Here is a 15,439-nt window from a genome sequence, read left to right as displayed (position 1 = left end):
CGTTCGTTGAAGTGGATGTCGCTAGGAAATGCGCCCGAGGATATGGTCGACGGCTTTCTCGGCGACCATGATGGTCGGCGCGTTCGTATTGCACGAAGGAACACGTGGCATGACGGAAGCATCGACGACCCGCAGCCCTTGCATGCCTATCACGCGCAAGTCGGGGGACACGACGCTTGCCGGGTCGCTCTCGGGCCCTATCCGGCAGGTACCGACGGGGTGATGATCCGTCTTCGCATTGGCACACGCATAGTCGAAGAGGTCCTGGTCGCTCGAGAGGCGCGTGCCTGGAAGGATCTCGGTTTGAACGTAGCGGTGCATTGCCGCCTGCGACAGGATCTCGCGCGCCAGCCGCAGCCCCTTGATCGACATCTCCCGGTCGTGGGGATCCGACCAATAGTTCGGATCCAGAAGCGGCGCAGCCGCGGGATCCTGGCTCGCGAGCCGCACCGTGCCGCGAGAACGCGGCCGGAGGTATGCCGTATTGAGCGTGACTCCGGCATTCTGCAGTTTCGCCATTCCCGCCTCGATACCCGACCCCAGGCCCAGGTGAAACTGGATGTCGGGCGATCGCGCGTTGCCGTTCGGATCGACGTACCAGAAGCCTCCGGTCTCGAAGAGACTCGACGCGACCGGCCCCGTCTTGAGCAGCAAGTACTGCAGGCCCGCCAACGCGGCATGCTGGGGCTTGTTGAACTTGTCATAGGTGTGATCGCCGGTGCACTCCGCGATGACGAACAGGTCCAGATGATCCTGCAGGTTGCCCCCCACACCCGGCAGGTCATGCACCACCGGCACGCCGACCGCACGCAGGTGGTCGGCGGGTCCGATCCCCGATTGCATCAGGAGCTTCGGAGAGCCGATGGCGCCGGACGAAACGACGACTTCCCGGTCGGCCCGAATCAGGCGCGGCCTCGCGTTGTCGGCGCTCACGATCTCGACGCCAATGGCGCGACCGCGCTCGGTGACGATGCGCAGCGCGCGCGTGTTCATCATCACGCGGAGGTTCGATCGTGCCCGAACCTGCTTGTCGAGGAATCCCGTCGATGTCGACGAACGGCGCGCGTTCAGTTGCGTGAGCTGGTAGTAGCCGAGCCCGTCCTGCCTGGCACCATTGAAGTCGGGGTTGAAGGGGATGCCGAGCTCCTGCCCTGCCTGAAAGAAGGCCTCGCAAATCGGCAACGGGCTGATGGGGTTGGAGACGCCCAGAGGCCCGCCGTAGGCGTGGAATTCGTTCGCGAATCGCTGGTTGTTCTCGGACCGCTTGAAGTAGGGCAGGACGTCGCGATAGGACCAGCCTCTGGCGCCCTCCTCGCTCACCCACTCGTCGTAATCCGCCGCAGCGCCACGCGTATACAGCTGCGCATTGATCGATGAACCGCCGCCGATCACCTTCGCCTGAGTGAAGCGCAGCACACGGTCCTTCAGGTGCTTCTGAGGCACGGTGTGCCAGCCCCAGGATCCGATGCCACGGGTCATCTTCGCAAAGCCGGCAGGCATATGGAAGAAAGGATGCCGGTCGGAGCCGCCGGCCTCGAGCAGCAGCACCCTGATGGAGGGGTCGGCGCTCAGCCGGCTCGCCAAGACGCACCCCGCGGAACCGCCGCCGGTGATGATGTAGTCGTAGCTCTCGGTGCTCATAGTCTTGGAATCGAAAGGGCGCCGTCGACATGCACGACGCTGCCGGTTGAAAAGCCCAGCCGTCCGCCGGCCAACGCCGACACGGCGCGCGCCACATCCTCTGGATACCCCCAGCGTCCCATGGGAACGAGACCCTCCGCGATCCGTTGGTCATAGGCGCCGGCCACGCCCTCGGTCATTGGCGTTCGGATCACGCCGGGGCGGACCTCGAAGACACCGATGCCCAGGGGCGCCAGCCGCAGCGCGAACAGCTTTGTCAGCATGCCGAGGCCGGATTTCGACAGGCAATACTCGCCGCGTTCGACCGAGGCCATCTCGACACTGACCGAAGAGACGGTGACGATCGCGCGGGGTCCCGGCGACGGCGTATCCACCATGTGGCGTGCGACGGCCTGCGTGAAGAAGAAGGTGCCGCGCAGGTTGACGTCGAGCACCCGGTCGAACGACGCGGTCGTCACGTCCAGAAGGTCGCCACGGCTCGGTGCGGGGATCCCGGCGTTGTTGACGAGGCAAGAGATGGGGCCGCGCCAGTCGACGATGCGAGCTATCACGCTCGCGTGATCCTCGACACGGCCGAGGTCCGACTCGAACATCCGGGCCTCCCCGCCTTGCTCGACGATTCCGGCCAGCGTGGGCTCGGCACCGCTCGCATCGATGTCCGTCAGGGCGATGTCGAAGCCGCGAGAGGCGAGTTCGATCGCAATGCCCGCGCCAATGCCGCGTCGGGCGCCGGTCACAACGGCCAGAGGCCTTGGGGTGTTCATTGCAAAACCTCCGTACGCAGATGGTGGCCGACCCGCAGCGCCTGGGCCGCGATGGTCAGGGCCGGATTGACCGCGGCCGACGAGGGGAAGAAGCTCGCGTCGACCACATACAGGTTGTCGTGATCCCAGGCCTTGCACCAGGGATCGAGCGCCGAGGTCGCCGGGTCATGGCCGAAGCGCACGGTGCCGCACTGGTGCGAAGGCGTGTCCATCGTGAAGGGCTTGGTCAACACGATCGGATAGCCGGTGCGCCGGATGATTCCGGCGGCCTTGCGCACCCACTTGCGATGCGCGCCCATGTTGGTCCGATGCCAGCGCAGGTCGACGCTGCCGTCCGCGTTGACACGCACCGCGCTGTCACGGTGCGGGAGATCTTCGGACATCACGTACCAATCGACGCTGTGCGAGGCCAACCACCGGCGCACGGCGCGCGGCGTCCAGGCGGGCATGGCCCCGCGCAGGATGGGCTCGCTCAACTTGCCGAGCAGCTGCAGGTTCCCGAGCGGCGGCCCGCTCCCACCTTCGTCGGCGTCGCCGAAGTAGTAGTCGTTCAGCGACAGCGTCTTCGGAAACCGGGTGTCGTTGCGCCGGGTCGGATGAAGGGCCATCAAGCCGGTGCAGTTGTGGTTCATGAAATGCCGACCCACCACGTCGCTGGAGTTCGCCAGCCCGCGAGGATGGCGATCGTTGGCAGACCGTTGCAACAGGGCCGCGGAGTTGACTGCGCCCGCACTGAGCACGAACAGGCCGGCACGAATGCGCGACCTCAGGCCCCGCTCCTGGATCTCCGCCGCCACGATGCGCCGGCCGGTCTGATCCGTGATCAATCGCTCGACCATCGTCTCGCTGCGCAACTCGACGTTCGGCTGCAACAGCGCCGGGCGCACCAGGCACATCTCGGCATCCCCCTTGGCATCGATCCGGCAGGGGAACGCATCGCAAGTGCCGCAGCGCTGGCATCGACCGCCGGGGCCCAAGTCCACTGCTGCCGGCATCGGGAACGGATGCAGGCCCTGCGCCTTCAATCGTCGCTCGATGTCGGCCAGGATCGGCTCGTGCGGAATGGGCGCATGCGCGTACGGCGCGCTGCGTGGCGCCTCGGTCGGGTCGATTCCCGCCTGTCCACGCACTCCGAACAGATTCTCGGCCTGGCCATACCAGGCCTCCAGCTCCTCATAGCCAATGGGCCACGCTGGTGTGGCTCCATCTTCGAGATCGTGCGCAAGAAAGTCGCGCTCCCGGAAGCGGAACATGGCGGTGCCGTAAAACTTGGTATGGCCGCCGACGAAATAGTATTGCCCCGGCCTGAAACGACGCGCGCCGCTCGTCCACGTTTCCGTGCTGCGGTAGCGCAGGTCGACGAACACCGACTCGGCGCTCCAGTTCTCGGGTTCGCGCGGCAGCACAGGGCCACGCTCCAGGATCAGGACGCGCGCGCGGGTGCCGGCCAATTGCCGGGCAACGGCCCCGCCGCCGACCCCGGAGCCGATGATCACCACGTCGTAATCGCGCGCTGTCATGGCCGTCACGCAATCAGCATCTCGGTCTTGGCGTCGAAGCACACCAGCTTCGACAGATCGATGAGGAAGCGCGCGTTCTGCTCCGGCTTCAACGGTGCATCGGGCTCCAGGCGCACGGTGAACTCGCTGCCCCCCAGGTTCAGGACCACCAGCGTATCCGCGCCGGTCGGCTCGATGACTTCCACCCTGGCATCGACAAAGCACTGCAACGGCCCGGCGACCATGCCGTCCCGCGCGAGGCTCACGGCTTCGGCGCGAATCCCGGCGATGACTTCCTGGCCAGCGTAAGCCTGCAGCGCGGCCAAGTTCACGGGCGGCGGCAGCGGAATGTTCACACGCGGACTTTGGCCCGACTGGATCATCAGGCTCGAGGCACCGTCCGCAACGGCCATGCGCGCCTTGACGAGATTCATGCGCGGAGAGCCCATGAAGCTGGCGACGAAGGTATTGGCCGGGCGGTTGTAGACCTCGTACGGCGTGCCGAGCTGCTGCAGCACACCGCCTTTCATCACGGCGATCCTCGTCGCCAGCGTCATTGCCTCGATCTGGTCGTGGGTCACGTAGACGATCGTCGCCTTCAGTCGCTGATGCAGTTTCTTGATCTCGGTGCGCATGTCCACGCGAAGCTGCGCATCGAGATTCGAGAGTGGTTCGTCGAAAAGGTACAACTGCGGCTCCCGGGCGAGCGCGCGCCCGATGGCGACGCGCTGTCGCTGGCCGCCCGAGAGCTGGCGTGGTTTGCGATCGAGCAGATGCTCGATCTGAAGAAGCTTCGAAACCGACTTGACACGCTCGGCCCGCGCCGATTTCTCTACCTTCCGCATCTCCAGCGGAAACTCGATATTCTTCGCAACGGTCATGTTCGGGTACAGCGCGTACGACTGGAACACCATCGAGATGTTTCGCTCCGCCGGCGCGACATTCGTGATGTCGCGGCCCTGGAGGCTCAATGATCCGCTCGTCGGTTCTTCGAGCCCCGCGATGATGTTCATCAGCGTGCTCTTGCCGCAGCCGGAGGGGCCGACGAGCACGAGGAACTCGCCGTCGAGCAAGCCGATGGAGATGTCGTGCAGGATCTTGACGGGGCCGAAGCTCTTCTGCACGTTGACGAGATCGAGGGATGCCATGGATGTCTCCTGAAGAGGGTGGGCGTTCAGCCCTTGACCGAGCCGGCCATCAAGCCGCGGACGAAGTACTTGCCGGACACGAGGTACACCACCAGCGTGGGAATCGCCGCGATGAACGCGCCGGCGAAGTGAACGTTGTATTCCTTGACCCCGGTGCTGCTGTTCACCAGGTTGTTCAATGCCACCGTGAGCGGATAAGAGCTGAAGTCGCTGAACGACGCACCGAACAGGAACTCGTTCCAGATGTTGGTGAACTGCCAGATCACGGTCACCACAATGATCGGCGTGCTGTTGGGCAGAAGGATCCGACCCATCACCCCAAAGAAGCCGGCACCGTCCATGCGGGCCGAGCGGATCAGCTCGGACGGGAATGCCGCGTAGTAGTTGCGGAAGAAAAGGGTCGTGAAGCCGATGCCGTACACGGTGTTCACGAAGATCAGGCCCTTGACCGTCCCCGCGAGCCCCAGGAAGCCGAGCGTCTTCGCCATCGGGATCAGCACGATCTGGAACGGAATGAAGACCGAGAAAAGCATGGCGGCAAACATCAGGTTCGCGCCGCGGAACTTGAACTGCGTGAGGATGTAGCCGTTCAGGGCACCGATCAGCGTGGACAGCACCACCGCGGGAATGACGAGCAGAAACGAATTGATGAAGAAGGGCCGCAGACCGGTCGGTTGCACCCCGATCTGCGCCGTGCTCCAGGCGCTCAGCCAGGGCGCGATCGTCCAGGCTACAGGCAAGGACATCATGTTGCCGGTTCGGATCTCGTCGAGCGGCTTGAACGAGTTCACCGCCATCACATAGACAGGCATCAGGAAGACCACGGCGCACAGGAACAGCACGACGTAGAGGACGATGCGCGCGATGTCCAGCCTGGGCTGGACCCCGCTGGCCCCGTGTACATGCACGGCGGCATGGGTAGCTGCATTAGCCATTTTTGACCTTCCGCATTTCGCTCAAGAGGTAGGGAAGCACCACTGCACCGATGGCCACCAGCATCAGCACCGAACTCGCGGCACCGACGGCCATCTCGTTGCGGGTGAACGTGTACTGATACATGAACACCGACGGGAGCCACGTCGAGCGGCCCGGGCCGCCGTTGGTCAAGGCGATGACCAGGTCATAGGACTTGATGGCCATGTGCGCGAGGATCACGAAGGCCGAGACGAACACCGGGCCCAGCTGCGGCAGGATGATTCGCAGGTAGATCTGCCAGGTCTTCGCGCCGTCCACCTTGGCCGCGTTGACCTGCTCGGTGTCCACGCCGCGCAGTCCCGCGAGGAACATCGCCATCACGAATCCGCTGGTCTGCCACACGGCGGCGATCACCACGCAGTAGATCGCCATCTCGCTGTCCTTGATCCAGGTGAAGGAGAAGCTTTCCCAGCCCAGCAGATGGATCGAGCGCTCCAACCCGACGCCCGGGTCCAGCAACCACTTCCAGGCCGTACCGGTGACGATGAACGACAGTGCCATCGGGTAGAGGAAGATGGACCGGAAGACGCTTTCGGAGCGGATCTTCTGGTCGATCAGGATCGCCAGCCCGAGACCCAAGGCCATGGCGATCACGATGTAGAGACTCGCGAAGGTCGCCAGGTTGACGAGGGAGACCTGCCAGTTCTCCAGTCCGAGCAATCGCGTGTAGTTGGCCGTGCCCGCCCATTCGAACGACGGCATCATCGTCGACGTGGTGAAGGACAGGTACATCGTGAACATGATGTAGCCGTACACGCACACCAGCACGAGAAACGCGCTGGGGCTGAACAACAACTTCGGCAGGTAACCGGCTTTCATGGCAGTGCTCCGATAGCCGGGTGATGGAGATCACCCGAAGGTCAAGGGTTGATCGGATCGCTCAGTTCCTGGCGGCCGACAGCAGTTCCGCGACGGCCTTCTTGTCGTCGATCTGGCCGTTGAAATGACGCGTGATGACATCGTAGAAGGAACTCTTCATCGAAGCCGGAACCGCATGGCCGTGCGCGATGGAGCCGACCAGCGTGTTGTTCTTGCTGGCTTCGGCCGCGTCCTTGATCGCCTTCTTGCCGCACTCGTCGAACGCGGCGTCCGACACATCGTTGCGCGCCGGCGCCGCGCCCTTGATGACATTGAACGACGACTGGAACGAGGGGTCCATGACGTCCGCGGCCATCTTCATCTGTGCCGCGGTCTTTGCCGGATCGCTCAACTTGAACATCGCGAAGTTGTCGGTGTTGAACGACGCGGAGCCCTGAGTCCCCGGGAAGCGGTAGCACGCGAAGTCCTTGCCTGGCACCTTCTTGGCGTTGACGAACTCGCCCTTGGCCCAGTCACCCATGATCTGGAAGCCGGCCTTGCCGCTGATGACCAGGCCCGAAGCGACGTTCCAGTCGCGTCCCGAGAAGTCCTTGTCGACCAGCTTGCGGATCTGCGTCATGCGCTGGAACACCTTCAGCGTGGTCGGCGAGTTCAGCGCCTTCGGATCCAGGTCGATGAACGCCTTCCTGTAGTAGTCGACACCGCCCGTCGACAAGACGACGCTGTCGAAGACGGTCGCGTCCTGCCACGGCTGGCCGCCGTGAGCGATCGCAATGAAGCCGGCCTTCTGCACCTTCTCGGCGCTGGCGATGAATTCGTCGAAATCCTTGGGTTCGGTGGTCACGCCCGCCTTTGCAAGAACCTCCTTGTTGGCCCAGATCCAGTTGGTCGTGTGGAGGTTGACCGGGACGGCGATCCACTTGCCGTTGTACTTGGCGAACTTCTGCAGTTGCGGCGGGACGATCTTGTCCCAATTGCCTTTGGCCGCCAGGTCGTTCAGGTCGGCGAGCACGCCCTGCTTCGCCCAATCCTGGACGTCGAAACCGAGCAACTGCACAGCGGTGGGCGGGTTGCCGGCCGTGACGCGTGCCCGCACGGCAGTCATGGCCGCTTCGCCGCCTCCGCCAGCGACAGGCATGTCGTTCCAGGTGACGCCTTGCTTCTCGAGGTTGGTCTTGAGCACGTTGAGCGCCGAGGCTTCGCCGCCGGAGGTCCACCAATGGAGGACCTCGACGCTTTCCTTCTGGGCGAATGCCGGCATTGCCGCGGCTGCAACGATCGCAATGCTGATGAGCTGCTTTTTCATGGAAGTCTCCTTTGTGGTGATTAACGGGACAGGTACCAGTCGGTGCGTTCACCGAGATGCATGTGCAGGGTCTTGGTTTCGGTGTAATCCTCGGTCGCAAAGCGGCCGAGTTCGCGGCCGATTCCGCTCTCGCGGTAGCCGCCGAAGGGCAGCTCGGCGTGGCCCTCGAGGAAGGTGTTGACCCAGACCGTGCCGGCCTTGATGCGGCGCGCCGCACTGAGGCAGGTGCTGAAGTCCTGGCTCCAGACGGCAGCCGACAGGCCATAGAGCGTGCTGTTGGCCAACTCGACGGCCTGGTCCAGGTTCTTGAAGCTCAGGACCGCCAGCACCGGGCCGAAGACTTCCTCCTTGGCGATGGCCATGTCGCGGGTGACGCCGGTCACGACAGTCGGTTCCACGTACATGCCGGTCATGTCCATCCGTGCGCCACCGAGGGCAATGGTGGCGCCGCCGCGGCGAGCGCCCTCGACGTGCGACAGGATCGTCTCGAGCTGCTTGTCTGTCGTGATCGCGCCGACCTGCATGCCGGGTGTCAGCGGGTCACCCACTTTGACGCGCTTGGAGCGCTCGACCACCGCAGCCGTGAAACGCTCGGCAATCGCTTCGTGCACCAGGATGCGGCTTCCGCTGTTGCAGCACTGGCCGGCGTTGAAGTAGATGCCGAACACGGCCGCGTCGACGGCTGCGTCCCAATCGCAGTCTGGAAAGATGATCTGCGGGTTCTTGCCGCCCAGCTCCATCGAGACCTTCTTCAAGGTCTGGGCGGACTTCGCAACGGCCTGCTTGCCGATGGCGGTGGACCCGGTGAAAGACAGCATGTCGACATCCGGATGGGTCACCAGCACCTCGCCCACCACGCTGCCACGGCCGACCAGGATGTTCACGACCCCGTCCGGCAGGCCGGCGGCCTGCAGGATCTCGCCGAGCATCACGGTCGTGCCGGAGGTCACCTCGGCCGGCTTCACGACGGCCGTGCAGCCGGCCGCCAGGGCAAACGGCAGCTTCTGGCTGACGATCAGAAACGGGAAGTTCCAGGGCGTGATGACGCTGACCACGCCGATCGGTTCGCGCAGTACGATGCCGAGCGTCTTCTCGCCGAGCGTGTTGTAGCTGTCGCCGTGCAGGTTGCGCGCCAGTGTCGCCGCGTAGTGCCAGAGGTCGGCTGCGCCTTCGATCTCGGCGAGCGACTGGGCAATCGGCTTGCCGTTCTCGAGCGTTTCCATCAGCGCCAGGTCGTGCTTGCGAGCAAGGATGCCGTCGGCCACGGCGCGCAGCACGCGGGCGCGCTCGGCGCCCTTCATGTGCGGCCACGGACCTTGGTCGAACGCCTTGCGTGCGGCGCCGATGGCCCGTTCGGCATCGACGACGCCAGCCTGCGCGTAGACAGCCACCAGCGTGTCATGGGCGGGCGAGTTGCGCTCCAGCGTGGCGCCATCTGCGGCATCGACCCAGGCACCGTCGATGAGGAGTTTGCCCTGGAATGGCGCGCGGCTCAGCGCATCGGCTTGGGGGGAGACTGTGGAAGTACGCATGGGTGTTTCCGGTGGATGGAAGATCAGCGGCCCAGGTAGCTGGGTGAGCGTTTTTCTTTGAAGCTGCGGATGCCCTCTGCGGCGTCCTCGGTGGATGCGGCCAGCGCGCCGGCCATGGCCTCCAGCGTGGCGGCAGCGTCTTCGCCGGCGGCGGCGTTGATCAGTTGCTTTGTCAGCTGCAGCGAAACAGGCGCCTTGGCCGCCATCTCACGTGCCAGTGCGCTCGCGCGGCGCCTGAGCTCGGCCACCGGCAGCACCTCGTGAACGAGCCCTGCAGCCAAGGCGTCGGCGGACGACTGCCGGATCCCGCTCAGCGCCAGGTACTTGGCGCGGCTGGCGCCCACCAACTGCACCAGTCGCTGCGTACCCGACCAGCCAGGGCAGGTGGCGATCGACGCCTCGGGCAGCGCGAACTGCGCCTGCGCCGCAGCGATGCGAATGTCAGCCGTGATGGCGAGCTCGAGGCCGCCGCCAAACGCGTGTCCGTTGATCGCGCAGATGACGGGCTGGCGCAAGCGCGCCCACTGGTCGAAGACCTGATGGCCGCGACGCACCCATCGGCGCCACATGTCCAAAGGCTGGAGTGCCGCCCACTCGTTGATGTCGGCACCCACGCAGAACGCCTTCTCGCCTCCGCCCACGAGGATCACGACCCGCACGCCAGCATCGGCATCGAGCTCCCGCGCCGCGCTCTCGAGCGCGTCGAGCATCGAAGGCGTCAATGAATTCAGTTTCGCCGGCCGGTTCAACGTGACCGTCGCCACGGACCCCTCGCGCTCGAGAAGGACCAGGGAATCAGCCACGACGCAGCTCCTCTGCCTTGAGCTTCAGACCGAAGGGCGCATCGCGAAACAGAGCGGCGTCCATCCGTCGAAGGTCGTCGGCGACGCGCAACGGGATGTCTGCCTGGTCCAGCACGTCGCGCTGGAGGTCGATGCCGGGCGCGATCTCCCGCACCACCAGGGCGTCATCCTCCAGGTCGATCACGCAGCGCTCCGTCACGTAGGTCACGCGTTGTCCGCGTTGGCGGCCGATCACGCCGCTGTAGGTGATGTGCTCGGCAGACTCCACGAACTTCCGCGTCTTGCCCTCCTGGAGGATCGTCAGCTTGCCGTCGCCCACCTCGAGCTTGGCACCGGCTGTGAAGAAGCCAGAAAACACGATGCGCCTGGCGTGGGAGGTGATGTCGACCAAGCCGCCGCAACCGGCGGTCAGGTAGGGCTTCGATCCCAGCTTGGAGACATTCACGCTCCCATTGCGATCGACCTGGAGGAACGACAGCAAGGTCACGTCGAAGCCACCGCCCTGGAAATAGGTGAACTGGTTCGGCGAGGCCATGATCGCGTCGGCGTTCGATGCGCATCCGAAGGCGAAGCCGAGCAGAGGCATGCCGCCGATCGCGCCCTGCTCGATCGCCCAGGTCACCTCGCCGTGCAGCCCTTCTTCGAGAAGGACACGCGGCACATTGGCGGAGATGCCGAAGCCGAGATTCACTGCGTGGCCGTGCGCCAGCTCCATGGCCGCGCGGCGCGAAATCACCTTCTCGGCCCCCCAGGCCTGCGGCTCGAAGGTCGCGAGCGGCTGGGCGATCTCGCCACTGATGGCCGGATCGTAGGGCGTCTGGGTGGTCTGCCACTGGTCCGGGTCGACCACGATGTAGTCCACCAGGTTGCGCGGCACGTGCACATCGTGCGGGCGCAGGCTGCCCTCCTTCACGACGCGCTTGACCTGGGCGATCACGATGCCGCCATTGTTCCGCGCAGCGAGCGCCTGGTCCAGGCCCCCCAGCAGGGCCCCCTCGTGCTCGTAGCTCAGGTTGCCATGCTCGTCGGCGGTGGTGGCACGGATGATGGCAACCTGCGGCGCAATGGCGGGAAAGTAGAGCCACTCCTGACCGTCGAAGCTCTCCTTGCGGACAACAGGATGTGCCGCCGCCGCTGCGTTCATCGCGCAGCCTTGCTGATCCGGATCGACGAAGGTTCCGAGCCCGACCTTGGTCAGCACGCCGGGGCGCCTGGCTGCGGCGTCGCGGTGCATGTCGTAAAGGATGCCGCTCGGGATGTTGTAGGCCTCGATCTGGTTGTCGACCACCATGCGCCAGATGGCCGGCATCGGCAACGAGGACGGACCGCTGGGGTAGGACCCCGCCAGCACGCGGGACAGCAGCCCCGGCTTGGCGATGTGGTCGATGCCCTTGATGCCGTACATGTCGCCGGCGGCGATCGGATTCAACGTTGTCAGATCGCGCGGTTGACCTTCCTTGTCGAACCGTGCGCCGAGCGCCGCCAATACCTTGTCGGGGCAGCCGAGGCCGCTCGACGAACTGATGCTGACCACGTCTCCGGTGCGAATCAGGGCGGCCGCCTGTTCGGCGGTGATCACTTTCTTCATGGGAACTCCTAGACTTGAGTGGTGGCGACGCGAACCGTCCCCCCGGTGTGGCAGGCCTCGGCGATCGCCAGGGCGGTGGCAAGGGAACGAAGCCCGTCGACGGCGGTGGCGGCCGGCGCTCCCTCGCCACGGAGCGCGTCGCAGAAGCGAGCGACCCCGCGGGCGTACAGGTTTTCGTGCCGGACTTCGATGGCGCGCTCGCCTTGCGCGTCGCGCAGCAGCACTTCGCCCACCGCGCGCTGCGTCATCACGTTGCGCCCGAAGACGGAGCCCTTGTCGCCGTGGATCTCGATGCCTGTTCCGGCAAAGGGCGTGGTGAAGGCATCGTGCAGTTGCGCCAGCACGCCGTTGTCGAAACGCAGAACAGCCATCGCGCCGTCTTCGAGGCCTTCGCGCGCCAGGGCGGCGGATTGCGACATGCCGACGGCTTCGGTCGGTTCGGCGTCGAGGATGAATCTCAAGGTGTCTGCGTCATGCACCGCGATGTCGAGGATGACCCCACCGCCTGCGGACGGTTTTTCGATGCGCCATCCCTGCAGGTGCACGGGCAGGTAGACCGCATGGAAGACCCGCGCGAACAGCGGTCGGCCAATGGCGCCTCCCTGGACCAGCTCCCGCAGCTTGCGGTGAGTGGCCGCGTTTCTCAGGTGATGGTTGGTCGCCATGACCACGCCCGCCGCGGCGCAGGCCCGGACCATTCGCAGCGCATCGTCGAGCTTCAGCGCAAGCGGCTTCTCGCACAGCACATGCTTGCCCGCCGCGGCAGCCGCAATGACCTGCTCGGCATGCAGTTCGTTGGTCGTGCTGACATACACGACTTGCACGGCCGGATCCGCAAGCAATGACGCCACGGCATCGTGGGCGCCCGCAATTCCGTGCCGGGTCGCGAATGTCCTCGCACGCTCGGCGCTGCTGCTCATCACGGCGACGACCTCATGCCCGGGCTGCGCGCGAATCGCATCGATCATGTGCTCGGCGGCGATGGTGCTGGCACCGATCAAGCCCCAGCCAGTCTGCGTCTTGTTGTCCACTTTTGTCTCCATTGCGGTACATTCATTGGAACGGTTGAATGAATTATTGGAACGTTCCAGTAAAAGATCAAGCCATTGCGTGCCGAGCTAGGGAAAACACCTAAATCATGGACAGATCAGAGTCATCCAGGGCGATCACGATCCTCGACGTCGCGGCAGTCGCGAAGGTCTCCAAATCGACCGTTTCGTTGGTTCTCAAGGCGAGCCCGCTGATTCCCGTCGAGACGGCCGAGCGTGTCCGGGCAGCGGCGCGCCAGCTTGGCTATGTCTACAACCGACGCGCCGGAGAACTGCGCGGCCGCTCGTCCAGGACCATCGGCGTCGTCGTCAACGATCTCGCCAACCCCTTCTTCGCGGAGATCCTCGTCGCCGTCGAGCGCACGCTGGTCGAGGCCGGCCATGTCGTGCTGATGGCGCACACCAACGAAGACCTGGATCGGCAGACACAGGTCATGCGCACGATGCGCGAACAAGGGGCCGCCGGCCTGGTGCTGTGCCCGGCCTACGGGACCCCTCGCACATTCCCCAAGGAAGTGCAGTCCTGGTCGATTCCCCTGGTTGTCATGATTCGCACGCTGGGTCCCGGTCGATACGATTTCGCCGGCGCCGACAACGAGCGGGGCGTCTACGCGGCCACCAGGCACCTGCTGGATGCGGGGCACCGACGCATCGGGTTCCTCGGCGGCCTGACGGGCGTGGTGCTCGAGCAGCGACTGAGGGGCTTCCGGGCGGCATTGGCCGAGCGCGATGTCCTGTTCAACGACAACTGGCTCGTGGCGACGAAGCCCACCCGGCAAGGCGGCTACGAGACGATGAATGCCTTGCTCGACAGGACGCCGCGGCCGACCGCAGCGATTTGCTACAACGACGTCGTCGCCTTCGGGGCGCTCTCGGCACTGGGCGAACGAGGCATGCGGGCCGGCGTCGACTTCGCCCTGATGGGATTCGACAACGTCCAGGACGCGGCGCACTCGAATCCTCCCCTGAGTACGGTCGACGTCCGCCCCGCGGAACTGGGCGCTCACGCTGCGGAGATCCTCCTCGAGCGCATCCGGGTCCCGGGTCGGGCCCGCCAGACATTCCTGGCGCGACCCCAATTGGTGCTGAGGCAGTCCGGCTAGGCGCCTGGGGCCCGACGGCGCCGCGTCAGTTCACGCCACATGCGACCTCAAGGTAGGACTTCATGCGCTGGCAGGCCAACTCGGGGTCGGCCAGCACGCCGCTCTGGTCGGCCAACTCGAAGACCTTGGCAAAGTGCACGGCACCGCGCGCGGATTGCGCACCACCGGCCATCGAGAAGTGCTGCTGATGGCCGTTGAGCCAGGCCAGGAACACGACGCCCGCCTTGTAGTGTCGCGTTGGCGCGCGGAAGATCTCGCGCGACAGCGCCACGGTGGGATCAAGGAGGGCACGGAAACGTTCGGGTTTGCCCTTGCCGAGTTCACCGAGCGCAACGGCCGCGACCGGCGCAATGGGATCGAAGATTCCGAGCAGCCCATGCGAATGGCCGGAGGCATCGCCCGCGATCAATTCGGCGTAATTGAAGTCGTCGCCGGTATACATCTTCACGCCTTCGGGCAGCCGGCGACGAAGCTCGAGCTCCCACTTTGCGTCCAGCAACGAGACCTTGATGCCCTCGACATGTTTCGCGTTGTCACGAATCAACGCCGCCACCGTGTCCAGCGCGCTGGCCAGATCTGCGCTGCCCCAATAGCCGCGCAGCGCCGGGTCGAACATCTCGCCGAGCCAGTGGAGGATGACGGGCTGCGACGTGTCGCGCAGAAGGCGCCCATAAAGCGACAGGTAGTCCTCCGGCCCCTTGGCGCAGCGGGCCAGCGCACGGCTGCACATGAGGATGGCGCGCCCGCCCTCGGCTTCGACCACCGACAGTTGCTCCCTGTAGGCCGCCTCGACGTCGGCGAGCGTGATCTCGGCGCCGATGGCGAGTTGGTCGGTGCCCACCCCGCACGCCAGGTCGGCCCCAGGGATCGTGCGGGCATGACGCAAACTGCGCTGAATCAGTTCGCGAGCGACAGGCCAATCGACCCCCATGCCGCGCTGGGCCGTGTCCATTGCTTCAGCGACCTTGAAGCCCAAGCGGTACAAGTGCTCTCGAAACGCAAGCGTGGTGTCCCAGTCGACGCGCGGCGACGCGTCCCATGGATCCACCGTGGCGATCGGATCGACGACGACGTGGGCGGCAGCATAGACAGTGCGGTTGAATGCCGGCGCGGTGCCCTGTGGTGCAACGGGCTCGCCGATGACCGTGTAGTTCATCAGAGCGCCATCGGATTGCGGAAGTCGGATTTTCATGATTTCTCCAGGGGTTGGGG

At 65.1% G+C, this 15,439-nt stretch carries 13 protein-coding genes; 1 reads left to right on the top strand and 12 read right to left on the bottom strand.

Going from position 1 to position 15,439, the window contains the following annotated elements:
- Positions 1-21: 21 nt before the first annotated feature.
- The 11 genes from AC1D2E_RS01310 to AC1D2E_RS01260 all read right to left on the bottom strand — a co-directional run bounded on the left by AC1D2E_RS01310 (position 22) and on the right by AC1D2E_RS01260 (position 13,106).
- Positions 22-1,641 (bottom strand): GMC family oxidoreductase, encoded by a 1,620-nt coding sequence (locus tag AC1D2E_RS01310; protein WP_478195717.1) that lies wholly within the window; start codon positions 1,639-1,641, stop codon positions 22-24.
- Complete coding sequence (locus AC1D2E_RS01305; protein WP_478195716.1) at positions 1,638-2,405, bottom strand: 3-ketoacyl-ACP reductase; 768 nt, start codon at positions 2,403-2,405, stop codon at positions 1,638-1,640. Before AC1D2E_RS01305 ends, AC1D2E_RS01310 begins: the two co-directional genes overlap by 4 nt.
- The gene (locus AC1D2E_RS01300) at positions 2,402-3,904 is read right to left on the bottom strand and encodes a GMC oxidoreductase (protein ID WP_478195715.1); all 1,503 of its coding nucleotides are present in this window, start codon (positions 3,902-3,904) and stop codon (positions 2,402-2,404) included. The genes AC1D2E_RS01305 and AC1D2E_RS01300 overlap by 4 nt, the downstream gene beginning before the upstream one ends.
- 26 nt (positions 3,905-3,930) lie before the next feature.
- A complete protein-coding gene (locus AC1D2E_RS01295) occupies positions 3,931-5,052 on the bottom strand; it encodes an ABC transporter ATP-binding protein (protein ID WP_478195714.1) in 1,122 nt (373 codons plus the stop codon).
- A 26-nt stretch (positions 5,053-5,078) separates the two neighbouring features.
- Positions 5,079-5,987 (bottom strand): carbohydrate ABC transporter permease, encoded by a 909-nt coding sequence (locus AC1D2E_RS01290; RefSeq protein ID WP_478177333.1) that lies wholly within the window; start codon positions 5,985-5,987, stop codon positions 5,079-5,081.
- Positions 5,980-6,846: a carbohydrate ABC transporter permease gene (locus tag AC1D2E_RS01285; RefSeq protein ID WP_478177332.1), complete on the bottom strand. Its 867-nt coding sequence runs from the start codon at positions 6,844-6,846 to the stop codon at positions 5,980-5,982. The genes AC1D2E_RS01290 and AC1D2E_RS01285 overlap by 8 nt, the downstream gene beginning before the upstream one ends.
- 61 nt (positions 6,847-6,907) lie before the next feature.
- The gene (locus AC1D2E_RS01280; RefSeq protein WP_478195713.1) at positions 6,908-8,152 is read right to left on the bottom strand and encodes an ABC transporter substrate-binding protein; all 1,245 of its coding nucleotides are present in this window, start codon (positions 8,150-8,152) and stop codon (positions 6,908-6,910) included.
- Between the two features lie 20 nt (positions 8,153-8,172).
- Entirely contained in the window at positions 8,173-9,684 is a 1,512-nt protein-coding gene (locus AC1D2E_RS01275) for an aldehyde dehydrogenase family protein (protein WP_478195712.1), read from the bottom strand.
- Between the two features lie 23 nt (positions 9,685-9,707).
- Complete coding sequence (locus AC1D2E_RS01270; protein WP_478195711.1) at positions 9,708-10,487, bottom strand: enoyl-CoA hydratase/isomerase family protein; 780 nt, start codon at positions 10,485-10,487, stop codon at positions 9,708-9,710.
- Complete coding sequence (locus AC1D2E_RS01265) at positions 10,480-12,075, bottom strand: acyl CoA:acetate/3-ketoacid CoA transferase (protein WP_478195710.1); 1,596 nt, start codon at positions 12,073-12,075, stop codon at positions 10,480-10,482. The genes AC1D2E_RS01270 and AC1D2E_RS01265 overlap by 8 nt, the downstream gene beginning before the upstream one ends.
- Positions 12,076-12,083: 8 nt before the next feature.
- The gene (locus AC1D2E_RS01260; protein WP_478195709.1) at positions 12,084-13,106 is read right to left on the bottom strand and encodes a Gfo/Idh/MocA family protein; all 1,023 of its coding nucleotides are present in this window, start codon (positions 13,104-13,106) and stop codon (positions 12,084-12,086) included.
- Positions 13,107-13,210: 104 nt separating this feature from the next.
- On the opposite strand from AC1D2E_RS01260, the gene AC1D2E_RS01255 reads away from it, so the two are divergent.
- Positions 13,211-14,227, top strand: coding sequence for a LacI family DNA-binding transcriptional regulator (locus AC1D2E_RS01255; protein ID WP_478195814.1), 1,017 nt, complete (start codon positions 13,211-13,213; stop codon positions 14,225-14,227).
- Between the two features lie 25 nt (positions 14,228-14,252).
- Here the strand turns inward: AC1D2E_RS01255 and AC1D2E_RS01250 are convergent, their stop codons facing one another.
- Positions 14,253-15,419, bottom strand: coding sequence for a dihydrodipicolinate synthase family protein (locus tag AC1D2E_RS01250; RefSeq protein ID WP_478195708.1), 1,167 nt, complete (start codon positions 15,417-15,419; stop codon positions 14,253-14,255).
- Between the last annotated feature and the right edge of the window lie 20 nt (positions 15,420-15,439).

This window comes from Variovorax sp. P1_H2, from assembly GCF_056405295.1.
This window is presented reverse-complemented; position numbering and strand designations above follow the sequence as displayed.